Origin of the sequence: Bacillus rhizoplanae (genome assembly GCF_917563915.1) — a bacterium.
GTDB lineage: Bacteria > Bacillota > Bacilli > Bacillales > Bacillaceae_G > Bacillus_A > Bacillus_A rhizoplanae.
This window is the reverse complement of sequence record NZ_CAKJTI010000012.1, coordinates 12,761-36,947: the sequence shown is the minus strand read 5'-3', so window position 1 is coordinate 36,947 and position 24,187 is coordinate 12,761. Positions and strand designations below refer to the sequence as shown.

Here is a 24,187-nt window from a genome sequence, read left to right as displayed (position 1 = left end):
ACATTAATATTAGCTTAAAATAAAAGTGAGTACTCACTCACTTTTATTATGAAGAGGAGGAAAGTATATGTCTCCAATAAATGAGGCAGTAACGCTTAAATGTGTTTCCAAGTACTTTGGAAAGAAACAAGTGATTCAAGATATTTCATTTTCTGTCGGAGAAGCTGAAATATTTGGTTTAGTCGGTCCTTCTGGTTCAGGGAAGACGACACTTATTAAAATGATTGCTGGTATTAGTGAAGCAACCTCAGGAGAAGTAACTGCACTACAAACGGTTATGCCAAACTTGGATGGAATGAAACAAATTGGCTATATGGCTCAAGCTGATGCATTGTATGATGAACTATCTGCTTATGAAAATGCTGATTTTATTGCGACAATGTACGGATTAAAAGGAAAGCAAAAGAAGGAGCGCATCTCAGAAGTTTTTGAACTAGTCCAGTTATCTCAGGATGCAAAAAAGCAAGTGCAGCACTTTTCAGGTGGAATGAAAAAGCGTTTATCACTTGCCATGTCACTGTTGCATGAACCTAAGCTTCTTATTTTAGATGAACCGACTGTTGGGATTGATCCTGTTCTTCGAAAATCAATTTGGGATAAGTTTTATGAGCTGAAAAAACAAGGTACAACAATTATTGTTACAACGCACATTATGGATGAAGCAGAGTTTTGTGAACGTCTTGGTTTAATTCGTGAAGGGAAGTTAATCGCAACGGGTTCTCCAGATGAATTAAAAGAGCGGACAACGTCGGGACGTATTGAGGATGTCTTTTTACTGGAAGGAGCGGTGGAATGATGAGAGTATTTGGAGTTGTTATCCGCATTATTCGTCAGTTTTTCCGAGATAAAAGGTCGCTTGCGCTTATGTTCGGAGCACCGATGTTACTTCTTTGGCTTCTTTCACTTGTATTCACACAAAAAGATTATAAGCCTCATATTGCTTTAGTTGATGTACCAGCACCAATTGTAGACTCAATGAAAAAACAAGATGCTTTTTTTTATGAGTATGATAAAGAGAAAGCACATAGTAAATTAGAAGATCAAGCAATTGATGCGATAATTACTGTAGATCATGGAAAGATGAAAATAACGTTAGAAGGTAGTGATTCATCGAAAAATCGTGCTGTCATGCAAGTTTTGCAAAAGAGTATGGAGAAAACAGAAACGACGACTATGAAGCCTGATGTTTCTTATTTACATGGATCAGCTGATTTTACGATGTTTGATGGATTAGGTCCGGTATTAATTGGTTTCTTTACATTCTTCTTTGTCTTTATTTTATCAGGAGTTTCATTCGTTCGAGAGCGTTTAAGCGGTACTTTGGAACGATTATTATCGACCCCAATTCGACGCTGGGAGATTGTTGCAGGTTATATCATTGGCTTCGGCATCTTTGCGTTTTTACAATCCGTACTGATTGTTAGTTTTTCTGTGTATCTTCTTGATTTATATGTTGCAGGTTCACCTTGGCTCACATTACTTATTACATGTATGCTTTCATTAACGGCGCTAACGCTTGGAACATTTTTATCAGCGTATGCAAACAATGAATTTCAAATGATTCAATTTATCCCATTAGTGATCGTACCACAAATTTTCTTTTCGGGCTTATTTCCGATTGAGTCTATGAATAAGTCGTTACAACTTCTTGGAAAGTTATTTCCATTAACATACGGTGCAGATGCGATGCGGCAAGTTATGATTCGAAATCAAGGATTTAGCGAAATTGCGGGTGATCTTGGAGTTTTATTATTATTTGCGCTTGTGTTTGCAGTAGGTAACGTATTTGCTTTGAAGAAGCATAGAAGAATATAATGGAAATAAAAAGGAGCTTATCATGAAAGAGGATTGGTTAGAAGAATTAATTGCCGCCACAGGAACGGATAAGCGCAATGAACGGCAAATGCGCATTTTAGAAGCGGCAGTGGATATGTTTAGTGAAAAAGGATATTCGGCAACTTCAACGAGTGAAATTGCGAAACGTGCCGGTGTAGCGGAAGGAACAATCTTCCGCTACTATAAAACGAAAAAAGATTTGTTGTTTGCCGTTGTGATGCCGACTTTGACGAAATTTGCCGCACCGTTTTTTGTGCAAACTTTTGCAAAAGAAATATTTGAAAATACGTATGATTCATATGAAAATTTTTTACGTGCTGTCATTCGCAATCGCTTTGAATTTGCAAGAAAACACTTTCCGATGCTGAAAATTTTAATTCAAGAAGTACCGTTTCATCCTGAATTGAAAGATGAAATTCAACAATTACTAGCAAAAGAAATTTACTCTCGTTTTGAAAAAATCGTTGATCATTTTCAGAAGCAGGGACAAATTATTGAACTTCCCAAGCCGGCAGTATTACGGTTTACATTATCACCTGTTATTGGTTTAATTTTAACTCGTTTTTTATTACTACCAGAAGAAAAATGGGATGATGATGCTGAGGTCGAGTCTACAGTTCAATTCATTTTATACGGGCTAACACCTCGGAGGTAATAATATGAGGCAATTTGTAAAACCAACAGTTGTCGTAAGTAAATGTTTAGAATTTGAAGCATGCCGTTATAACGGTGACAAGATTTCTGATGCAACAGTGCGTAATTTACAGCCGTATGTAGAATTCATTCCAGTTTGTCCAGAAGTGGAGATTGGCCTCAGTATTCCAAGAGAAACTATTCGTATTGTTGAACAAGATGGGACGCAAAAATTAGTGCAGCCATCAACAGGAGATGATTTAACGGAGAAAATGCAGCAGTTTTCAGATGTATTTTTATCGTCTTTACCAGATGTAGATGGCTTTATTTTAAAAAATCGTTCCCCAAGTTGCGGAACTCGTGATGTGAAAATATATGCTGGGGTAGGAAAAGCGCCAACAAAAGGAAAGGGCGCCGGGGTATTTGGCAGTGCAGTATTAGCTACTTTTTCACATTTAGCAATTGAGGAAGAAGGAAGATTGTCGAATTTCATCATTCGTGAACATTTCTTTACGCAGTTATTTACGATTGCTCATTTTAAAACGTTAAAGAAAAAGAAAAACATGAAGGCCTTGGTTGAATTTCAATCTGAGTATAAATACTTATTTATGGCGTACAATCAAACGAAGCAAAAAGAATTAGGGCGTATCATTGCTAATCAGGAAAAATGTCCGATTGATGAAGTATTTGCAAAGTATGAAAAAACATTGTATGAGTTGTTAAAACGTACACCGCGGTATACATCAAATATAAACGTATGTCAGCATATTTTTGGCTATTTTAAAAATAAATTGAAGAAAGAAGAGAAAGATCATTTTCTTTCTTTACTTAGTAAGTATGCAGAAAAGAAAATACCATTAAGCAGTATTCTCACTATTTTAAAATCGTGGGCACTTCGGTTTGAGGAAACATATTTACTGAGACAAACATATTTTGAACCGTATCCAGAAGTTTTAGTGGAAATCACAGATTCTGGAAAAGGAAGAGATTATTAAACAAAAAACTACATAATTCGACCTTTTTATTCCTATGTTGTTGTAGAACAATGTAGGAATTTTTTCGTGCATTAGTACAGATTCTGTTTTACAATTGAATTATGACAGAATTATAGCAATTATCTCACTACTGTTCATTCTTTTTTCGGGGCAAGATTTGTACTATATACGCGCACGCTGTCGAAATAACGAATTCGATAAGGGGTGTGACAAATGGAATTTACTCTTACTAGAGAAAAACAAATGATCAAAGAAATGGTGCGCGACTTTGCTGAAAAGGAAATCGCTCCAAAAGCGGTGTATTACGACAAAACGGCAGAATTCCCATATGAAACGTTTCAAAAGATGGGCGAACTTGGTTTGTTAGGAATCCCATTCCCTGAAGAATACGGTGGTTCTGGCGGCGATACGTTATCGTATGCATTAGCAGTTGAAGAAATTGGCCGTGCTTGCGGTGGTACAGGATTAAGTTATGCTGCAACAATCTCACTGGGCGCTTCTCCTATTTATTATTTTGGTACAGAAGAACAAAAACAAAAATATTTAGTTCCAATGGCATCTGGTAAGACGCTTGGTGCATTTGGATTAACAGAGCCAAATGCTGGATCTGATGCTGGTGGTACACAAACGAAAGCGGTATTAGATGGCGATGAGTATGTAATTAGCGGCGAGAAGTGCTGGATTACAAATGCTGAGTATGCAAATACGATTATTGTAACCGCTATCAATGGCGTTGAGGAAAGTGGTAAGAAGCGAATTTCTGCTTTTATCGTACCGACAAATAGCGAAGGATTAACAATTTCTAGTCCGTACGACAAGATGGGTGTTCGTGCTTCGAATACATGTGAAATTGTATTAGATGGCGTTCGTGTACCAAAGGAAAATATCCTTGGCGATGTAAATAAAGGATTTAAACAATTTTTATATACGTTAGATGGTGGCCGTATTTCTATTGCTTCATTAGCAGTAGGGATTGCTCAATCTGCATTTGAGCGTGCATTGCAATACGCAAAGGAGCGTAAACAATTTGGTCGTTCTCTATCAAACTTCCAAGCAATTCAATTTAAATTGGCTGATATGGCAACAGAAATTGAATTAGCACGCAATATGGTACATAAAGCTGCTTGGTTAAAAGACAATGATAAGCCATTTGGGAAAGAAGCTGCGATGGCAAAGCTTTTTGCATCTGAAACAGCAAGCCGTGTATCAAATCAAGCGGTTCAAATTCATGGTGGTTACGGATATATGCGTGAGTATGAAGTAGAGCGTCATATTCGTGATGCAAAGTTATTAGAAATTGGTGAAGGTACTTCTGAAATTCAACGTCTCGTTATTTCAAGACATTTAGGATGTCGTTAATAGGAGGGGTCACTATGTTTCGAAAAATATTAATTGCGAACCGCGGTGAAATTGCTGTTCGTATTATAAAGACGTGTCAAAAACTTGGGATTCGTACAGTTGCGATTTATTCAGAAGCTGATGAGTTTGCACTTCATGTGAAAATGGCAAATGAAGCATATCTTGTTGGTGGTCCGCGCGTCCAAGAAAGTTATTTAAATCTTGAAAAGATCATTGAAATTGCAAAAGAAACAAATGTAGAGGCAATTCACCCAGGTTATGGATTGTTATCAGAAAATCCAACATTTGCAGCGCGCTGTGAAGAAGAAGGAATTGTCTTCATTGGTCCTTCTAAAGATGTTATTGCGAAGATGGGAAGCAAAATAGAGTCCCGTAAAGCAATGCTAGAAGCTGAAGTTCCAATTGTACCTGGTATTTCAACTAGCATTCCCACAGTTGAAGAAGCGAAAGAAATTGCAAGTCAAATTGGTTATCCACTTATGTTAAAAGCATCCGCTGGCGGCGGAGGCATTGGTATGCAAGTGATTGAAACTGAACAAGCGCTCACTCAAGCATTTGAAAGTAATCAAACGCGTGCAAAAAATTTCTTCGGAAACGGGGAAATGTATATGGAACGATTGATTACAAACGCGCATCATATTGAGATTCAAGTGCTTGCCGATAAACAAGGGAATACGGTGTATTTGTGGGAACGTGAATGCTCTGTGCAGCGCCGTAACCAAAAAGTAATCGAAGAAGCGCCATCTCCATTTTTAGATGAAGAAACGCGCAAGGCGATGGGGGAAGTTGCGGTAAAAGCTGCAAAAGCACTTGGTTATGCGAATGCAGGAACGATTGAATTTCTCGTTGATGATGAGAAAAATTTCTATTTCTTAGAAATGAATACGAGATTACAAGTAGAGCATCCGGTAACAGAAGAAATTACAGGTCTTGATTTAGTAGAGCAACAACTGCGCATCGCATCAGGCGAAACACTTTCGTTTACGCAAGACGAAGTAAAACGCAGTGGTCATGCCATTGAAGCTCGTATTTATGCGGAAGATCCAAAAACATTTTTCCCATCACCAGGGAAAATCACGTCTCTTTCTCTTCCACCATCAATTCGCATCGATCATTTCTTAGAAGATGGTGTAACAATTACGCCGTTTTATGATCCAATGATTGCAAAAATAATTGCACATGGTGAAACGCGTGAAGATGCAATTCAAAAATTGCAAGTGGCATTAGAAGAATTGAAAGTGGAAGGTATTAAAACAAATACGCCGATGCTTCTGCAAGTATTAGAAGATGAAGTATTCCAAAGTGGTATTTACACAACAAGCTTTGTAACGAAACAGCTTGTGAAAAAATAAAGGTTACGAAATTTAAAGGAGGAAATAAATGATGACAAAAGTATATGCAACGATGGCAGGAAATGTTTGGAAAATTGTGGTAGGTGTAGGGGATACAGTAGAGGAAGATCAAGACGTCGTCATTTTAGAATCTATGAAAATGGAAATTCCAATCGCTGTAGAAGAATCTGGCACAGTTATGAAGATTCTTGTGCAAGAAGGCGATTTTGTTAATGAGGGAGATGTATTAGTAGAAATTGAATAATTAGAAACGGGGTGTAATCGATTGAAACTACCTTCTTTTGCTTCTATTAAAGAAGTTGGACCGCGTGATGGTTTGCAAAATGAAAAGAAAATTGTTGGCTCAAAGGATAAAGTGAAATGGATTCATATGTTAGCAGACGCAGGTCTTTCTTATATTGAAGTTTCATCTTTCGTTCACCCTAAATGGATTCCTGCTTTAGCAGATGCACAAGATGTGTTTACAATGCTTGAGCGGAAACCACATGTTACATATGCAGCTCTCGTTCCAAATCAAAATGGTTTGGAGCGGGCGCTTTTGCAAGATGTAGATGAGGTGAACGTCTTTTTATCTGCTAGTGAAACGCATAATAAGAAAAATATTAATAAATCAATTGATGAAGCACTTTCTGTTATTGAAGATATAACGAAACAATCGCTATTTGCTGGGAAAACGGTACGTGGTTACGTATCTACTGTGTTTGGTTGTCCGTATGAGGACGAAATAAGCATTCATGCCGTTGATGAACTTTGTGACAAATTGTTTTCGTACGGTATTTATGAAGTATCGCTTGGAGATACGATTGGGGTAGCAAATCCAGCACAAGTAGAACGTGTACTAGAGCATTTACTCAAAAAATATGATTCTTCTAAATTTGCGATGCACTTTCATAACACGTACGGCATGGCACTTGCCAATGTTGTAAAGTCATTAGAATGCGGTGTTACAACATTTGATAGTTCGTGCGGTGGTCTTGGCGGATGCCCGTATGCACCAGGTGCGTCTGGAAACGTCGCAACAAATGATTTAGTTCACATGCTTCATAAAATGGGCGTGCAGACAAATGTAAATGAAGAAAAGTTATTACAGGCAACGAAATTTATTCAAAGCAAGCTCGATATGCAGATTCCAAGCCATGTATACCGTGCCTTGCAACATAAAACAGTGAGTAGGTGATCCCATGTTACAGCTGCAAAATATTTCAGTTGAATACGTAACTCCTCATATTGTGAAAGTGACGTTAAATCGTGAACGACAAGCAAATGCTTTATCACTTGCTCTTTTAGAAGAATTACAAGAGACACTTAGTCGTATTAACGAAGAAAATAATGTCCGTGTCGTAATGATTACGGGTGCAGGTGCAAAAGCATTTTGTGCAGGTGCAGATTTAAAAGAACGCGCGAATATGAACGAAGAACAAGTGCGCCATGCAGTTGGGATGATTCGCTCTACAATGGATATGGTAGAACAATTATCACAACCTGTTATTGCAGTTCTAAATGGAATTGCGCTTGGTGGCGGTACAGAATTAAGTCTTGCTTGTGATATTCGCATTGCTTCTGAAACAGCAAGTCTTGGTTTAACAGAAACTTCGCTTGCGATTATTCCAGGAGCTGGTGGCACGCAGCGTCTTCCGCGTTTAATTGGAATTGGACGTGCAAAAGAATTAATTTATACAGCAAGACGTATTGCAGCTGAAGAAGCAAAGGAATATGGACTTGTAGAATATGTTGTTCCTGCTGATGAACTAGAAGAAAAAGCAATTGAAATTGCAAAGCAAATTGCAGAGAATGGCCCAATTGCTGTTCGCCTTGCGAAAGAAGCGATTACAAATGGCATGCAAGTAGATTTAAAGACTGGTTTACAAATGGAAAAGCAAGCGTATGAAGGAGTGATTCATACGGAAGATCGCTTAGAAGGATTACAAGCATTTCGCGAAAAACGGAAGCCGATTTATAAGGGGGAATGAACATGCTAGATCAAAAACAACAATTTCGTACATTAGAAGAACGCGTAGAAACGATAAAGCAAGGCGGTGCACCGAAATATCATGAGCAAAATACAGCAAAAGGGAAACTGTTTGTTCGTGATCGTTTGGCGCTTTTGTTTGATAACGGTGAGTATGTAGAAGATGCGTTATTTGCAAACTGCGAACAAGAAGGCTTACCTGCTGATGGAGTTGTTACCGCAACTGGTAAAGTAAATGGGCGTACTGTTTGTGTAATGGCAAACGATTCTACCGTAAAAGCAGGATCATGGGGATCTCGTACAGTAGAAAAGATTTTACGTATTCAAGAAACAGCTGAAAAATTACGTGTACCGCTCTTTTATCTTGTTGACTCCGCTGGCGCACGTATTACTGACCAAGTTGAAATGTTCCCAGGGAGACGCGGCGCAGGGCGCATTTTCTATAACCAAGTAAAATTATCCGGAAAAGTACCGCAAGTTTGTTTACTATTTGGTCCATCGGCTGCTGGCGGTGCATATATTCCTGCTTTCTGTGACGTTGTTATGATGGTTGAAGGAAATGCATCCATGTATCTTGGTTCACCTCGTATGGCTGAGATGGTAATCGGTGAAAAAGTAACATTAGAAGAAATGGGCGGAGCACGTATGCATTGTTCTGTATCTGGTTGCGGAGATGTCCTGTGCAAAACAGAAGAAGATGCAATTTCAAAAGCACGTCAATATATTTCTTACTTTCCAAGTAACTACTTAGAAAAAGCTCCAATGACAGAACCTCAAGAACCGAAAGAATTTGAAAAAACATTAGAACAAATTATCCCGGAAAATCAAAATGCACCTTTTAATATGCTTGATTTAATTAAACGTATTATTGATGAAGACTCTTTCTTTGAAGTAAAAAAATTATTTGCACAAGAACTTATTACTGGATTTGCACGTATTAACGGTATGCCAGTTGGAATTATTGCGAACCAGCCTCGTATGAAAGGCGGCGTATTATTCCACGATTCCGCTGATAAAGCAGCAAAATTTATTACATTATGCGATGCGTACCACATTCCACTTTTATTCTTAGCTGATGTACCAGGCTTTATGATTGGTACAAAAGTAGAGCGTGCTGGTATTATCCGTCACGGTGCAAAAATGATTTCTGCTATGAGTGAAGCAACTGTACCGAAAATTTCTATCGTTGTACGAAAAGCATACGGTGCTGGTTTATATGCGATGGCAGGTCCTGCATTTGAACCTGATTGCTGCCTTGCACTTCCGACAGCTTCAATTGCAGTAATGGGTCCAGAAGCAGCGGTAAACGCAGTGTATGCAAATAAAATTGCAGCACTTCCAGAAGAAGAGCGTCCAAGCTTTATCGCTCAAAAACGTGAAGAGTACAAGCAAGATATTGATATTTATCGTCTTGCATCAGAAATGGTGATTGATGGTATTGTTCATCCGAATCAATTACGTGAAGAATTAAAGAAACGTTTTGAAATGTATATGAGTAAATATCAAGTATTTACGGATCGAAAACATCCAGTTTACCCAGTATAAAGTGAAACTTCCCTCAGTGGAAGCCTCTGCTGGTAAGTAGAATGAATCAAGTTCGTAATAGGCAATGCTTTGTTTGTCTATGCGAGCAAGAGAAATGGCCCTTTTGAAGGGCTTTCTTTTCCAAAAAATAAGGGGGGAAAAATAGTGAAGCAAGCAGTTTGGTTTCCAACAGAAGAATATAAAGCAAAAACACGCTTATATCAATGGATGCAATCACTGGGCTATGATGATTATGAAACATTTTATAATAAGTCTATTGAAGATACAGCATGGTTTTGGGGAGAAGCAGAGCGAGCTGTAGGCTACCAATGGATGCGTCCGTATACAGAAGTGTTAGATTTGGCAAACGGTATTCCGTTTGCACAGTGGTATGTGGATGGAACTTGTAATGTCGTAGAATCTGCATTGTCTCGCTGGATTGCAGAAGATGATACGAAAGCGCAAAAGGCTCTCATTTGGGAAGGGGAAAATGGAACATCAAAGTCGTTTACATATGAAGAGTTAGATCATTGGGTGAGCCGCGTTGCAAATGGTCTTAAGCATTTAGGAATTGAAAAAGGAGATCGTGTAACAATTTACATGCCGATGATACCAGAGACAGTGGTTGCAATGTTAGCTGTGATGAAAATCGGCGCAATCATTTCTCCTATTTTCTCAGGATTTGCTTCAGATGCAGTTATGACGCGTGTGCAAGCAGCAGGATCCAAAATGATTATTACGGCAGATGGATTTGCGCGCCGCGGTAAAACAGTTTCTTTAAAAGATGAAGTGGATAAAGCATGTGAGCATTGCCCAAGTGTTGAAAAAGTAGTAATTGTTCGTCATGCTGGGAACGAATTTACACAGCATGATTATGATATTTCATGGAGCGTTCTTGAAAAAGATAAGCCATTTACGCATGCAGAAGAGATGAAAAGCGACGACCCGCTTATGCTTATTTATACATCTGGTACAACAGGTAAACCGAAAGGAACTGTGCATACACATGCAGGATTCCCGCTAAAAGCAGCATTTGATGCTAGTTTTGGTATGAACGTAAAACAAGGTGACCGTATGCTATGGATTACTGATATGGGCTGGATGATGGGACCGTTTCTACTATTTGGTTCTCTTATTAACGGAGCAACAATGGTTATGTATGAAGGTGTGCCAGATTATCCAGAACCAGATCGTCTATGGGAAATGGTTGATCGTTATAAAGTAACACACCTTGGTATTTCACCAACATTAATTCGTTCATTAATGTCAAAAGGTGACGCATGGGTGAACAAATACTCACTGCAAAGTTTAGAAGCAATCGGTTCAACAGGTGAACCATGGAATCCAGACCCTTGGATGTGGCTCTTTGAAACAGTTTGCAAGGGGAAAGTACCAATTTGCAACTATTCTGGTGGTACTGAAATTTCTGGTGGCATTTTTGGAAACGTCCTTATTAAACCGATTGCACCAATTAGCTTTAATGCCTCATTACCAGGAATGGCTGCGGTTGTATTGGATGAAACGGGTGCACCAGTTCAAAATGAGGTCGGAGAATTATGTTTAGAAAAGCCTTGGGTTGGTATGACGAAAAGTTTCTGGGAAGAAGATGATCGTTATATAAGCACATACTGGTCTCGTTTTGAAAACAAATGGGTGCATGGTGACTGGGTATTATATGATGGAGAACAATATATCATCACAGGTCGTTCTGACGATACGTTAAATATAGCCGGAAAACGTATCGGACCTGCGGAGTATGAATCTATTCTCGTAAAACACCATGATGTCGTAGAAGCCGGTGCAATTGGAGTTCCTGATGAAGTGAAAGGTGAAGTGTGTCATTGTTTTGTTGTGTTACGCGAGGGTACTTCGTTTACACCAGAATTGAAAAAAGAATTATTGAGTCTAGTAAACTCTCATATCGGGAAAGCATTGTGTCCGAAAGATATTCATGTGGTCGAAGATTTACCGAAAACACGTAACTCTAAAGTGATGCGCCGCGTTATTAAAGCAGCGTATTTAGGAAAAGAACTTGGAGATTTATCTTCACTTGTGAATCCTGAGGTTGTGACGTATATTCAAGGACTACAGTCTCAGAAACAAATGTAATTTTAAAAAGCAAACTCTTCGATACAGAGAGTTTGCTTTTTTATTTTTGTTTGTGAGTACTAAATATAAATCAAAATAGGAACGAGAAATAATGTATTAAATAAAAAAATAGAAAAATTGATTGTATATAGGATATTAGAGATAAAGTTCTTTCATATGTTCCATGTACTTCTATTCTTTAACAGTCTTTGAACAACTATATTTTAAAAATTAGCTTCTTGTTTACTTAATTATGAAATAACAAGAATATTTGAGGGAATTGAAGTCAATATTATAGTTGTTAAAAGAAAAAGGAGGTTATGATCATGAACAAACAACGTGCACAAGAAATTGCTGCTTCACCAGTTATGGCTAATGTAACCTATAATGGAGAGCAAATCTACATTCAAAATGTAGATGAAAATAATGAAACAGCTAGAATTTATCCTCTCAACCAACCAAATAATGAACAAGAGGTTCCTGTTTCTAGCTTAACTGAGCATTAATTGCTTACATGTTTTCTTGATAAAAACAGCCGTCAGAAAAATCTCGATAGCTGTAGCTTTAGAATAAAGTCTGATCGTTTATAAAAAGAGCGAAATTCTGTATTGATAATGCAGGATTTCGCTCTTTTTATTGTTACAAGGTATTAATTAGGATTGCAGAACCTATTTTGTGTATGTTTTGAAGAGGGGAAGACTTGGTAAATCAACCAAATTGAATGATCCAGCAGATTTAATTTTGGTTTTTATAAAAAAGTTTGATCAAACATTTCAATTGGGAGATATTCAAACTCAGACTATATTATGTCACAAAATAGTAATGGAAAGTGTGCTTTATATATTTTTTTCGATTGTTGTAAAAGAAAATATAGTCCCATTTTTATTTGATTGTAAAGTATAGTTTATATCGAGCATTCTAGATATATCCTCAATTATTTTTAATCCAAGCCCTGCACTTTTACTATTAATATCGAAACCAATTCCATTATCCCTAAAAGAAACAACACTATTTTCAATGGTCACCTCAAGTTTTTTAGCTTTTGAATGTTTTAACGTATTTTGGAAAATGTTGTCAAATAACCTTTGAATCCACAAATCATTACTTGTCCATATCAAATCTTTATTTAGTGGATTATATATTAATTCAATATCATGAATACTATACAAATAATCCCACTTTTTAACCATGGTTTCTAATAAATCATGTATATTCACTTCATCATTTAAAATATAAGAATTCTCTAACGTATCAGTAGATTGTAAATTAAATTCATTGGTTAATTCGGCAATATATTGTATTTGTTGATATAAAGATTCTAGTATTGGTGCTTGATCATTATATTGACCTTCTAAGTAAAATAATTGTAATCTAACAGCTGTTAAAGGTGTATTAATATCATGCCTTAATTTATTTAATAGTTCCTTTTTCATTTCCTCTTGTTGTTTAAGTTCTAATTCTCGATATGTAGTTCTTTCAATTAATAAATTTACTGACCTGATTAGTTCTCCTATTTCATCATCGCTTTTAACGTCTAATTTATTTGGAATCTTTTTATCACTAGCTAAATTTCGAATCGTTTTATTCAATATATTTATTTTATTTAATAGTGAGTTAATCGATTTCGAAAATAAAAAGGCTAATAATAATAGTTATAAAAAAAATACGACTAGCATTGTAGTGTATGCAAATGATTCATGAAAAGGAATGCCATTATTTTTCATTTTAAAGACCCTATCATAAATTACTGACATAAGGATGCTAATCAATAGTAATAAAAACGGTACGCTTATAACAGCGGAAAATAACAATAACTGGTATTTCTTCTTTAATTTCATTTCTTCATATAGGTATTTAATCTATACCCTTCTCCATATATATTTTGAATAATCTCACCCATTTTATCATTGATTTTTGTTCTAATTTTTTTTATGTGTACATTCATGATATTTGGATTTCTATCTTCAAGTTGCCATAAATAGTCAAAGAAATGTTCTTTCGTTAAAATTCTATCTCTATTTTCATATAAATAGAAGAATATTTTACGCTCAATCGCCGTAAAAACAACTTCATTATGCAAGTTATTATTGAAAACCTTTTTATGTTCTGCGTCAATATATAAATGTTTAATTTGCGTAAAAGTACCATATTGATTATCTAGCATTTTCTGCATCCTTAGTAACAACTCTCTAGGATCAAAAGGCTTTATCATATAATCCTCACCGATTGTCAAGCCTTGGAGTTTGCTATCCATATCATTTCGAGCGGAAAGAAAAATAACTGGAATATTTAATCCTAGTTTTTTTACTTTCCTTGTAATTTGATAGCCATCTTCACCTGGCAACATAATATCCATTATGACTAAATCTATCTCATGGATAATATCAATAATATTTTTTCCTTCTTTCTTCCAACATACATTGTACCCTTCGCGTTGCAAAATTTTTTGCAATAAATCACCAATCATCAAATCATCTTCAACAATTAAAATGTTATATCCTTTCATCACGTAGACCTTCCATTTTTAAATAACAACTTATTAATTTTTTTCTATTTCGTTATGGATAAAATCCATGGCGAGATTATAAATCTCATCAGGAGCGTATAAATAAATGCTGTGCGTGCCTTCAATTATTTTTACATCTGCTATTAATAGTCGATCCGCAAACTCCTCATAATCTTTGTTTTGTTGTTTTGTATATTTCGAGTTTTTATATTGATCAGCAATCGCATCTATAAATAAAATAGGTGTTTCTTTTGGTATCGGTAGGTTAATTGATTTTTTACCGTTATTGTAACTCTGTAACAGCTCTTGCTCCATATCATCATTAAAAGCTTGTTTATATGATAGTGCTTTATAAATTTCTTTTTCATGTTCAGTTAAAAAAGATTGCTGAATCACTTTGGGGTTATAAGTAGCGGAGGGAACGAGTCGCTGAAAACCAATTTTCGTTAAAATATTCATTCCTTTTATTTTTAATGAATCAACTAGGCTCATTTTATAAGTTACGTACTGCTGAGGTAAACCAATATCTAAAGCAATAATTGCCTTTATTTCACTTGGGTATTTTTGCGCCCAGTAAATCGCTTCTAAACCTGATAAAGAGTGTGGTACTAATATATACGGAGGTTTATTTCCACTTTTAATTAGCGCTTCTCTAGTTTGTTCTAATATTGTATCAATATCTCTATCATCGTGAAAAACATCACTGTATCCATAACCTGCTCTTTCTATTACAGCAATCTTGTTTTCTTTTGAAAATTTGCTATATAGTCCTTTCAATTCATAAACAGGAGCAGCAATCCCAGAGCCAGACATAAATACATATGTATCCTCACCGTTTCCTTCATTATATACATTAATTTTTTTATTATTAAAATTAATTAATGTTCCTTCATTTTTAATTAATGCAGCTTCTTTGCTTAATTGATAGTTATGGTAAATAAAAACAGATACTGATACGAGTAAGATAACGGCAATAAATATAACAAATATATGCTTTAATACTTTAAATAATTTTCTCATAGGAGTATCCTTTCAAGTTATATTGAAAGGATACGATATAAAAATAAATTTCTAATTAATTTTATAGAAATTAAATTTTTCTTTGTGTTTTTAAATACAAGCTACTTTTCAACTTCAGATAATCTCCTTCTTTTGGGCATAAACGCCTTCCATTGGTAATCATAACCAAAGGGGAGGGAACAACGCAACTTTTTTACCAATGTCGTGTCTTTATTCAAAACACCCCGACTTAAGTTCAAAGCCACAGCTATGATTAGATGTATGGAGTTAGTATAGTCATATGAGTATAGTAGTTAAGTCCTTACAACGGATTTTAAGGATGAAGTGTCCGTGTGATAGCGCTTGTATCGAGTAATTTTATAATATTTTTAATATATCGTACACAATAGAAAGTCTAGCACTATTTCAATATACCGAGGGATGATATAATTGTAAGAGAATACATAGTAGAGTTAGTTATAAAACTCCTCAAGCAATAGAGGATTTGGCAGCTTAGGTTTACCTTTTTGTGTCCATTAAATTCAGTAATTAAAACAGATAGATAATATTCTAAAGGGGAGAAATTAATGAGTAATATGGAAAAACATAGTAATGAATTAGATAGAAATAAAGATAATATAGTTACGTTATATATTACTAGACACGGTAAAACAATGTTAAATGCTAGTGAGCGTGTGCAAGGTTGGGCAGATTCTCCATTAGTAGAGAAGGGTGTTGAAGTAGCTAAAGATTTAGGAAATGGATTAAAAGGTATTCATTTTGATGATGCTTACAGTAGTGATAGTGGCCGCGCAATTGAAACTGCTAACTTAGTATTAAAATATAGCGGGCAATCAAAGTTAAAACTTGAACAAAGGAAAGATTTACGGGAATTGAATTTTGGGATTTTTGAAGGCGAGAAGAATGAAATTATGTGGAAAGTTATTGGAGATGCTGCTGGAGTTACATCAGTAGATGAACTAATGGAGTTATCTATTGAGAAAATTGTTAATTTTATTGCAGCAGCAGACCATACGAAGCAAGCTGAAGATTGGAAAACCTTTTCAACTCGTATAAAAAAAGAAATTGATAAAATTAGTGAAGAGACTGCCAAAAATGGTGGAGGTAACGTTTTAGTTATATCTCATGGAATTGCGATCATGGCATTAGTAGACATGCTTGATAGTAGTAAAACAAAACTTGGATTAGAAAATGCAAGTGTAACTAAAATTCTCTATAAGGATGGAGAATATAAAGTCGAATCTGTTGGTGATATGAGTTATGCTGAAAAAGGAAAAGAAAGTGTAAGAGTATAATAGAATGTCGAAAGTAATAGAATGAGAAAAAAGGCGGATTTCTTACGAGAGTAAGAGACCGCCTTTTTTTCTTGGAATCTTAAACACTTTAAAAATGTGAAAAAGTGCTAAAAATTCCCCTGATAACTTTCTTAAGTGATTTTAAATAAAAATTGAAGGGATTTTCACCATGTATATCGAATTTATGTGGTGAAAAATGGAAGTGGAGGGATTTTTATGAAAAGTTTTGTAAAACAGACTGCAAAATGGGTAACAGCTTCGACATTTGTAGGTGGGATATTATTTTTTCCTGGACTTACTATAAGTGCTGCGGAAACGGATTACCCTGTAAAAGGAGCATACCATCCGGCAGTTACATCTCCTGTTCAGCTGAAGACACCATTTCAGTCGCAATTCATGAACAAGCACGGACAAGATATATTTGGTCCAGCCAATCCAGACTATAAAATGAACGTTAACTATGATTCTACCAATCATACTATTCAAGGGGAAATGACTGTCACTTTTAAGAACAATACTCGTACGCAGCTAAACGAACTTTATTTTAATTTGTGGGGAAACGCAGAAACATTTAAAGAAAATGGCGGAAGTATGTCTGTTTCTAACGTAAAAGTAAATGGGAAAACAGCAAAATATACTGTTGATAGTACTGCAATGCATATTTCATCTGTTCAAATTCCCGATAATCAAAAATCTACTGTATCGATGGATTTTGTAGTTCATGTACCGGAACAACAAGATCGTTTTGGTTGGAATAAAAACACTGTTTCGCTTGGAAACTGGTTTCCCATTCTGGCAGTTTATGATAAAGAGGGCTGGAATGTAGATGCTTATTTTCCATATGGAGAATCTTTTTATTCTTTAACTGGAGATTTTGATGTAACACTTACGACTGATAAAGCCCAGGTCATTGCAACGACAGGAACGGAAGTGGGACAGCCAGGTATTTCAGGAAATTTAGCAACGCATCATTATAAAGCTAAACAAGTTCGCGATTTTGCAATAGAAATGGATACGACTTACAAAGTAAAAAAAACGAAAGTAAATAATGTAAATATTAATGTGTATTATACAGATGAACAGGCACAATATGCTGATTCTATGGTTGAGGCAGGGGTTGAAAGCATCAAGCTGTTCAGTGACCGCTTTGGAGAGTATCCATGGCCAGAACTAGATATCGTTGGCATGGAAGGCTGGTTTGGCGGAATGGAATATCCGCAATTAACGATGATTAGTATCGCTGGTAATCCTCCTCAAGAATGGGTCAAACATGTTACTGCACATGAAATTGGGCATCAATGGTTTTATGGCATTATTGGAAATAATGAGAACGATGAACCGTGGCTTGACGAATCATTTGCTAGTTTTGCAGCTGCGCTCTACAGCAAAGAACTTGATCAACTAAATGCGGAACCTGTCGGAGACTATCATCTTTCGTATCCTGTTTCAACATTTACTGAACATGCTGCAGAAGGCGGGATTGGAGCATATTATGGTATGATTTATGGTTACGGTTCAAGAACAGTTAATGATCTTCGTCTTGAACTTGGCGATGAAGTCTTTTACAAAGCGATGAAAGATTACTTTAACGAAAAGAAATTTGGTGTGAGTACGACAAAAGATTTTATTCAAATTATGGAGAAATCAACTGGAAGAGATTTGACAAATTTCTTTGCGTCTCATAGGGTATTTGTTTCTGACCAAGAATAAACAGAAAAACCTGCCACGAATCGAATTCGGCAGGTTTTTCTGTTTAATGATAAATATTCCGCTGATGAGCTGCTACTTTCATCATATACACTACTTTGTAGAAAATATTATTATAATATGAGAGAATGAAAATAAAGAATTTTCATTCTAATATTGGTGCAATTGCAGATGAGACTATATGGAAAAATGAATTGTTCAAGGTAAAAAAGTAATGGGGGACGAAGAGATGACTCACCATTTAGAAGAAAGAAAATATACCTTTGATAATATTGTCTACGAATATGAAAAAATACGGCCGACCTATCCAGGAGAACTATTTGCTGATATTATTAATTATTCGAAAATTGAAATAGATTCTCCCGTTCTTGAAGTTGGCTGCGGTACAGGAAAAGGGACGGAAGGGTTTGTTCAACTAGGATATAAATGTATTGATTGTGTTGAGCTTGGAGAGGAACTAGCTCAATTTACAGCTGATAAATTCAAATATGAAAAAGACGTCCAAGTGTATCGAAGCGCTTTTGAAGAATGGACGCCGCTGCATAATGAATATTCGCTTGTATTCTCAGCAACAGCATTTCATTTTATTAATCCTGAAATTGGCTATCCGAAAGTGGCGAGTTTGTTACGTAATCATGGGACAATGGCATTCTTTTGGACATATCACATACAACCTAATACAGATGTTTTTCGAGAGATTGGAGCTTGCTATGAAAAATATGCACCGCATTTACACCCTAATAAGTTACCAATGCCAGACGAACTAATTGAAGAACGAAAAGGTCTTACAATGCAGCATAATTTGTTTCAAGATTTAGTTGTGAAAACATATACGTGGACTGATACATATAATAGTGACGATTATATTGCACTATTACATACACAATCTGCGCATCGCTTGCTTCAAAAAGATATAAAAGAAAAATTGTTTCATAGTATTCGTAACGTAATCGAAAAACATGGTGGCAAAATTGAAAAACCACAGTTTGTTGCGTTGTATTTAGCACGAAAAAAATAATAAGGGATATCCTTAATAAAAATCTAGGTAAGAAACAAAATGTATTCTCTAACAACGAATCTACATAAGAGAGGGAGTTTTTTGATGAATAATTTCGAATGTAAAATGTTAACGATGTGTATGGTGCAAGATGGAGACAAAGTCTTGTTAATTAATCGTCCAGATCGTTTAGGCTTTCCTGGGTTCATTGCTCCAGGTGGAAAAGTCGATTTTCCAGAAAGTATTGTAGACGGAGCAATCAGAGAAGTACGTGAGGAAACTGGCTTAACTGTAAAAAACATCATTTTTAAAGGAATATCCGAGTTTTGCGAGCCGAATATGAAATTAAGGTATATGGTTTTTAATTATTTAGCAACATCTTTTGAAGGAAAGCTACTTGAAGATCCACCTGAAGGAGAATTAGTATGGGTAGATATAAAAGATGTGGTAAATTTACCAATGCAAGATTGGTTCAGAAAAAGGTTTCCGCTATTCTTTGAATCTGGGACATTTGAATGGCATTCTGTTTGGGATAAAGAGCGTGATATTACTTTAGATAGAGTAGAAAAACATTATAAAGAATCAGAGTTACATAAAGTGTAAATAATGTATTTCTATCTTATTTTTTTAGATAGAAGATAAATTTTTGGAATAAGGGATATTTCGTTATTTTGTTCATAAGATTCATTTTCATAATTCGATAGTGGAAAAGTAGTGCAATACATACTCCAAAGATTATACCTGCTAATACATCTAGAGGATAATGTGCACCAACCCAAATTCTCAAAAAGACAATTCACATTCCAAGAATGGCCCACATAAACTTATTTTCTCTACTAGATAGCCGAATCGTTACAGTAATTACTAAAGCAGTTGTAGCATGATCACTTGGGAAAGAAGAATTCGTAAGTGTGATTAACGAATTGTTTAATATGTCGCACATTAAAATTTCACGTAACGTAATGAAAAAGGATTATTTTTTATTATATAGAATAAAAACTTGATGACTATAAGCATTTTTATAAAGATCGTATAGAATAAACCAAATTATAAATGAAATTTTAGAAAACCGAGGAGTGATTTCCGGTGTGTAATGTTGAGATAAGGAGACCACGAATTGAGGACATTGAAGAGCTAAATCAATTTTTTAGTACAACGATTAAAGATACGTTTGCTAAAGAAGGTTTATCGGAGTTGGTTGATGATATAGAAAAGGAAATTGAAAGTAAGGAACAATACTTGAAATGTGACTTTGATAGCAATGGGAGAAATCGATATTTTTTGATAGCTGTTGATAAAAGTTGTAATAAAGTTATCGGTACAATTGAATATGGTCCAGCTAGTCAACTGATTAACATTTGCACAGATAGAGCACTGAAAGAGTTATATGAGATAGGAACTGTATTTGTACTTCCAGAATATCAAAGGCGTGGTATCGGAACATTACTTTTAAATGTAATGTTTCTTACCCTGTTGAATAGGGATATTAAAGAATTTTGTTTGGATAGTGGATATACAAATGCACAGAAGATATGGAAGAAGAAATTTGGAGAGCCTGATTATTTACTGAAGGATTATTGGGGTGAGGGGTGTGATCATATGATTTGGAAGAGACGCACTGATGATATGTCTATAATATTTAGTAGATGAGTAAAGTTTGCTTTGGGATAGCACTACATCGTCATTAATCTAAGTTTATATGAGATTATTAATTTCTTCTAAAGACCTAGTTTCTGAGTTTACAAAAAAATAGATAGGAGTTCAATAACCATTGAAACAAAAACTATATTCTTATTGTTTACAAGGAAATGTTAATAAAGCTTATGAATATCTCCAAAGTATTGATAATAATATTGGTTTGGAAAAGCTTAAAAAGAAATACTACAACCGTTTTTTTGTTGAAAAACCAGTATTTCAATATAAAACAAAAGATGCTTGGATTAGAAGTGTTATTAGAGTGTATTACGAATACTTTATATCCGTCTTAACAAATAGAAAAAATAAAAAAGAAGCAGAAAGTATCTTAGCGGAACACCTAATAAAGTTGTTACCAGGATTCGAAACTACAAATGACATAGATTCTATTGAAGAAATATTAGCTAAAGAGTTTAAATCAAGAGGGTTTTACTTTCTTGGAGGAATTACCCCACCCTATAGGGGGCCATATATTTGGAGGAAAGAAGAGAAGGCTGAGTATGAAATTATCCTGCCAGATAAATCTAAAAAGGTTGTTGTATATTTCATGTCAGATTTTATTATGCAGAGCTGGTTGCATTTCGCTACCTTTGGTGGGAGAGCAACAGGAGGATGGGCATCAAAAAATGCCTTATATTGTGTAAAAGAAAGGTATGAAAAAGTTCTAAATAAGCCTGATTTTTTATACTCATATCTTGCTCATGAAGCGCAACACTTAGCGGATTATGAAGACTTCCCATGTCTTCTTCCCGTAGATCTAGAATATCGAGCAAAATTAGTAGAATTAATTTACCATCCTTTAAATAATAAAGTATTAATGAAAAAGTTTTTATCAGATGCGGATAATAATAGGGAGAATCCACATCCATATTCAAGTTATGTAATTTGTTCTAATTTGTCAAAAGAAATACATAGTGTGGATTATGTGACTGATCCTGAAAAATGGAGGGAAATCGACTCTAAAATACTTAGTAATGTAGCTAAAGAGTTGTTTCAAAAACATACCAACTTATTAACCAATCAGGGGAAAGAAAACGTAGAGAGTGTTATTTAAAAGAGGAATACTAAAGATAAAATAAATGATACTGTATTTTTATATTTGAGTTTTTGATAAAAAATTACGGGGGTTCCGAAAAATGAAAATTTATTTAACGAGACATGGTCAAACAGAATGGAATGTTGAAAATAGAATGCAAGGTTGGAAAGATTCTAAGTTGACTAATGAAGGAATAAATAATGCAATTTCTTTGAGTAAAGCATTACAAGATATACAGTTTGATACTGTTTATGTGAGTACAAGTAATAGAACGATAGAAACAGCTAAATTAATTATTGGCCAAAATGATACGAATCTCGTATTACACGAAGATTTAAGAGAAATTAATATGGGCGCCTGGGAAGGGAGAACACATGAAGAAATTAAACAATCTTTCCCTACACAATACAAGAACTTTTGGGAAAATCCAACACAATATGAATCAGCTGCTGGAGAAATGTTTGAGCAATTCGTACATAGGGTCGTGTCTATATTTCATACTATTATTTCAAATCATCAAGATGAAAACATTCTAATTGTTACGCATGCTGTGTTTCTCAAAGTATTACTTATGCATGTCAAAGGTAAATCTATTACAAATTTATGGGACCCTCCTTTTCTACATGGTACAAGTTTAACTGTTTTAGAAATGAAAGATGAAAATTATAATATACAGCTAGAAGGGGATACTACCCATTTTAATAAGGTTGTAACAATTTAACGAACTGTTGATAGTAGAGACTCTATTTTCGTTTTTTTGTCACCAATTTGAGAATAGGGTCTTTCTAATCTGGAAATTTAGAGCATCAATACAGTTAGGAATTGACATAAATACTAGAAAGGAATGATACCCATGAATCGAATTGCTATCGTTGCAGCATGGGAACCAGAGCTTACGTATTTACATAAATATTATCCAAGTTATCGTAAAGAAGAACGAGCGGCTTGGCAATTTCATTTTCATAATATGAACGGGATTGAAGTCGTTTCTGTCATAACCGGAGTCGGTAAAGTCCAATGTGCAAGTTGTGTTCAGCTTCTTATTAGTGAATTTCAACCAGAACGACTATTTATGACAGGAATTTGTGGAAGCTTATCAAACAAGGTGAAAAACGGTGATATTGTTGTCGCCACTAAAGTTATGCAACATGATGTAACAGGAGCGGGAACTGGAGCGGATCCGTTTGATTTATATACGGGCAGAACAGCGTGTATTCAACCTTCGAAACATTTGATTAAAGAAATGAAAAAGTTGCAATTAGTTTATACCTCTCATTATGGTACCTTCATTTCAGGTGATCAACGTATTCGTAGTTCGGAAACGAGAGAATTGCTTCGGACAGTTTACGGAGCGCTTGCGGTGGATCAAGAAGTTGCTGCATTTTCTTACGTTTGTCATGTGAATGGCAAGCCATTTCTTTGCTTAAAAGCTGCTTCAGATCAAGCGAATGATAAAACAGTAGAAGAGCAAAGAGTATTTAAAATGTTAGCTTGTGAGAAAGCGTGCGAATATATAGTTGCATTTTTATTGCATTCTTTTAAAGAAATCAAAGCGTAGGTTTTCTCAACTATTTGTTAATGAATTTTTTAGAAAAGGCATTTTAGGTGATGGAGATGCAAATGAAAAAAAGTCTACAAGCAGTTGGTACGATTTTATTTTTGGTAATCATCTTCATGATTGTTTTAGTTTGGAAAACAGGTACAGGTAACGAAATAAAAAAGTCTACAACGAAAATAGATAATAATACAGTTTCTAATGGGATAGATGGTTATATCTTGCTTCAGGGAGATACTGTGTTTTTTATTTACGAGAAAAATATAAAAACAGATAACGACAGAAAAAATTTAGAAGAAAGGCTAAAATGGAGCATTCCCACTGACGCTATTTTGCAATTTAATAATCCAAGTATAAAAAAGGAATTACAAACGGGTGATAAAGTTAGAATAGAGTGTAGTGAAATACTTGAATCTTATCCTGCAAAGATATGGGTTACAAAGTTAGAGAAAATTCAAGGTTAAGAGAGAGGTTTCATGCAATATTTGAAAATGTTGATGTAATTATGGATTAATTAATCATTAGAGTTACCAAAAGTGAATAATTAAAAAATAAACAAAATTAGTTATTAGCTTTTTTTTGAAACTAAATATATTATAATGGATAGGAAAAAGTTTTAG

At 35.1% G+C, this 24,187-nt stretch carries 25 protein-coding genes; 21 read left to right on the top strand and 4 right to left on the bottom strand.

Annotated elements, in window-relative coordinates; translation table 11 throughout:
* Positions 1–67 precede the first annotated feature (67 nt).
* The 12 genes from LRP84_RS12960 to LRP84_RS12905 all read left to right on the top strand — a co-directional run bounded on the left by LRP84_RS12960 (position 68) and on the right by LRP84_RS12905 (position 12,262).
* A complete protein-coding gene (locus LRP84_RS12960) occupies positions 68–796 on the top strand; it encodes an ABC transporter ATP-binding protein (protein ID WP_230575458.1) in 729 nt (242 codons plus the stop codon).
* Complete coding sequence (locus LRP84_RS12955) at positions 796–1,815, top strand: ABC transporter permease (RefSeq protein ID WP_230575457.1); 1,020 nt, start codon at positions 796–798, stop codon at positions 1,813–1,815. The genes LRP84_RS12960 and LRP84_RS12955 overlap by 1 nt, the downstream gene beginning before the upstream one ends.
* A 22-nt stretch (positions 1,816–1,837) precedes the next feature.
* Positions 1,838–2,491, top strand: coding sequence for a TetR/AcrR family transcriptional regulator (locus LRP84_RS12950; protein ID WP_230575456.1), 654 nt, complete (start codon positions 1,838–1,840; stop codon positions 2,489–2,491).
* Between the two features lie 4 nt (positions 2,492–2,495).
* Entirely contained in the window at positions 2,496–3,464 is a 969-nt protein-coding gene (locus LRP84_RS12945; protein ID WP_230575455.1) for a YbgA family protein, read from the top strand.
* Between the two features lie 213 nt (positions 3,465–3,677).
* Positions 3,678–4,823, top strand: coding sequence for an acyl-CoA dehydrogenase (locus tag LRP84_RS12940; RefSeq protein WP_098307434.1), 1,146 nt, complete (start codon positions 3,678–3,680; stop codon positions 4,821–4,823).
* Between the two features lie 14 nt (positions 4,824–4,837).
* Positions 4,838–6,175, top strand: a complete 1,338-nt coding sequence (locus LRP84_RS12935; protein ID WP_230575454.1) for an acetyl-CoA carboxylase biotin carboxylase subunit — start codon at positions 4,838–4,840, stop codon at positions 6,173–6,175.
* A gap of 28 nt (positions 6,176–6,203) precedes the next feature.
* Positions 6,204–6,419 carry an acetyl-CoA carboxylase biotin carboxyl carrier protein subunit gene (locus tag LRP84_RS12930; RefSeq protein WP_154712653.1) on the top strand — a complete coding sequence of 72 codons (216 nt, stop codon included), beginning with the start codon at positions 6,204–6,206 and terminating at the stop codon, positions 6,417–6,419.
* Between the two features lie 21 nt (positions 6,420–6,440).
* The gene (locus LRP84_RS12925; RefSeq protein ID WP_230575453.1) at positions 6,441–7,352 is read left to right on the top strand and encodes a hydroxymethylglutaryl-CoA lyase; all 912 of its coding nucleotides are present in this window, start codon (positions 6,441–6,443) and stop codon (positions 7,350–7,352) included.
* 4 nt (positions 7,353–7,356) lie between these two features.
* Complete coding sequence (locus tag LRP84_RS12920; protein ID WP_230575452.1) at positions 7,357–8,145, top strand: enoyl-CoA hydratase; 789 nt, start codon at positions 7,357–7,359, stop codon at positions 8,143–8,145.
* A gap of 2 nt (positions 8,146–8,147) precedes the next feature.
* Positions 8,148–9,689, top strand: a complete 1,542-nt coding sequence (locus tag LRP84_RS12915; protein ID WP_230575451.1) for an acyl-CoA carboxylase subunit beta — start codon at positions 8,148–8,150, stop codon at positions 9,687–9,689.
* A gap of 144 nt (positions 9,690–9,833) precedes the next feature.
* Positions 9,834–11,777, top strand: a complete 1,944-nt coding sequence (locus LRP84_RS12910) for an AMP-binding protein (RefSeq protein ID WP_230575450.1) — start codon at positions 9,834–9,836, stop codon at positions 11,775–11,777.
* A 305-nt stretch (positions 11,778–12,082) separates the two neighbouring features.
* Entirely contained in the window at positions 12,083–12,262 is a 180-nt protein-coding gene (locus LRP84_RS12905; protein ID WP_098307448.1) for a small acid-soluble spore protein H, read from the top strand.
* 330 nt (positions 12,263–12,592) lie between these two features.
* Here the strand turns inward: LRP84_RS12905 and LRP84_RS12900 are convergent, their stop codons facing one another.
* The 3 genes from LRP84_RS12900 to LRP84_RS12890 form a co-directional block, all read right to left on the bottom strand.
* Positions 12,593–13,375 (bottom strand): sensor histidine kinase, encoded by a 783-nt coding sequence (locus tag LRP84_RS12900; protein WP_230575502.1) that lies wholly within the window; start codon positions 13,373–13,375, stop codon positions 12,593–12,595.
* Positions 13,376–13,590: 215 nt separating this feature from the next.
* Positions 13,591–14,262, bottom strand: a complete 672-nt coding sequence (gene ybdJ / locus LRP84_RS12895) for a two-component system response regulator YbdJ (RefSeq protein WP_230575449.1) — start codon at positions 14,260–14,262, stop codon at positions 13,591–13,593.
* Positions 14,263–14,295: 33 nt separating this feature from the next.
* Positions 14,296–15,282, bottom strand: coding sequence for an alpha/beta fold hydrolase (locus tag LRP84_RS12890; protein WP_230575448.1), 987 nt, complete (start codon positions 15,280–15,282; stop codon positions 14,296–14,298).
* A gap of 566 nt (positions 15,283–15,848) precedes the next feature.
* On the opposite strand from LRP84_RS12890, the gene LRP84_RS12880 reads away from it, so the two are divergent.
* The 4 genes from LRP84_RS12880 to LRP84_RS12865 all read left to right on the top strand — a co-directional run bounded on the left by LRP84_RS12880 (position 15,849) and on the right by LRP84_RS12865 (position 19,884).
* Complete coding sequence (locus LRP84_RS12880; protein WP_230575447.1) at positions 15,849–16,577, top strand: histidine phosphatase family protein; 729 nt, start codon at positions 15,849–15,851, stop codon at positions 16,575–16,577.
* A 216-nt stretch (positions 16,578–16,793) separates the two neighbouring features.
* Positions 16,794–18,287, top strand: coding sequence for a M1 family metallopeptidase (locus LRP84_RS12875; protein WP_230575446.1), 1,494 nt, complete (start codon positions 16,794–16,796; stop codon positions 18,285–18,287).
* A 226-nt stretch (positions 18,288–18,513) separates the two neighbouring features.
* Positions 18,514–19,302 carry a methyltransferase domain-containing protein gene (locus tag LRP84_RS12870; protein ID WP_230575445.1) on the top strand — a complete coding sequence of 263 codons (789 nt, stop codon included), beginning with the start codon at positions 18,514–18,516 and terminating at the stop codon, positions 19,300–19,302.
* 84 nt (positions 19,303–19,386) lie between these two features.
* On the top strand, positions 19,387–19,884 hold the full coding sequence (locus tag LRP84_RS12865) for an 8-oxo-dGTP diphosphatase (RefSeq protein ID WP_230575444.1): 498 nt from the start codon (positions 19,387–19,389) through the stop codon (positions 19,882–19,884).
* 16 nt (positions 19,885–19,900) lie between these two features.
* Here the strand turns inward: LRP84_RS12865 and LRP84_RS22580 are convergent, their stop codons facing one another.
* Entirely contained in the window at positions 19,901–20,068 is a 168-nt protein-coding gene (locus LRP84_RS22580) for a phosphatase PAP2 family protein (RefSeq protein ID WP_367890492.1), read from the bottom strand.
* A 299-nt stretch (positions 20,069–20,367) separates the two neighbouring features.
* On the opposite strand from LRP84_RS22580, the gene LRP84_RS12860 reads away from it, so the two are divergent.
* The 5 genes from LRP84_RS12860 to LRP84_RS12840 all read left to right on the top strand — a co-directional run bounded on the left by LRP84_RS12860 (position 20,368) and on the right by LRP84_RS12840 (position 24,031).
* On the top strand, positions 20,368–20,931 hold the full coding sequence (locus tag LRP84_RS12860) for a GNAT family N-acetyltransferase (protein WP_230575443.1): 564 nt from the start codon (positions 20,368–20,370) through the stop codon (positions 20,929–20,931).
* A gap of 121 nt (positions 20,932–21,052) precedes the next feature.
* Entirely contained in the window at positions 21,053–22,030 is a 978-nt protein-coding gene (locus LRP84_RS12855; RefSeq protein WP_230575442.1) for a hypothetical protein, read from the top strand.
* An 82-nt stretch (positions 22,031–22,112) separates the two neighbouring features.
* Positions 22,113–22,733: a histidine phosphatase family protein gene (locus LRP84_RS12850; protein WP_230575441.1), complete on the top strand. Its 621-nt coding sequence runs from the start codon at positions 22,113–22,115 to the stop codon at positions 22,731–22,733.
* A 132-nt stretch (positions 22,734–22,865) separates the two neighbouring features.
* Positions 22,866–23,570 (top strand): 5'-methylthioadenosine/S-adenosylhomocysteine nucleosidase, encoded by a 705-nt coding sequence (gene mtnN, locus LRP84_RS12845; RefSeq protein WP_230575440.1) that lies wholly within the window; start codon positions 22,866–22,868, stop codon positions 23,568–23,570.
* A gap of 56 nt (positions 23,571–23,626) precedes the next feature.
* The gene (locus LRP84_RS12840) at positions 23,627–24,031 is read left to right on the top strand and encodes a DUF3221 domain-containing protein (RefSeq protein ID WP_230575439.1); all 405 of its coding nucleotides are present in this window, start codon (positions 23,627–23,629) and stop codon (positions 24,029–24,031) included.
* Positions 24,032–24,187: the final 156 nt, after the last annotated feature.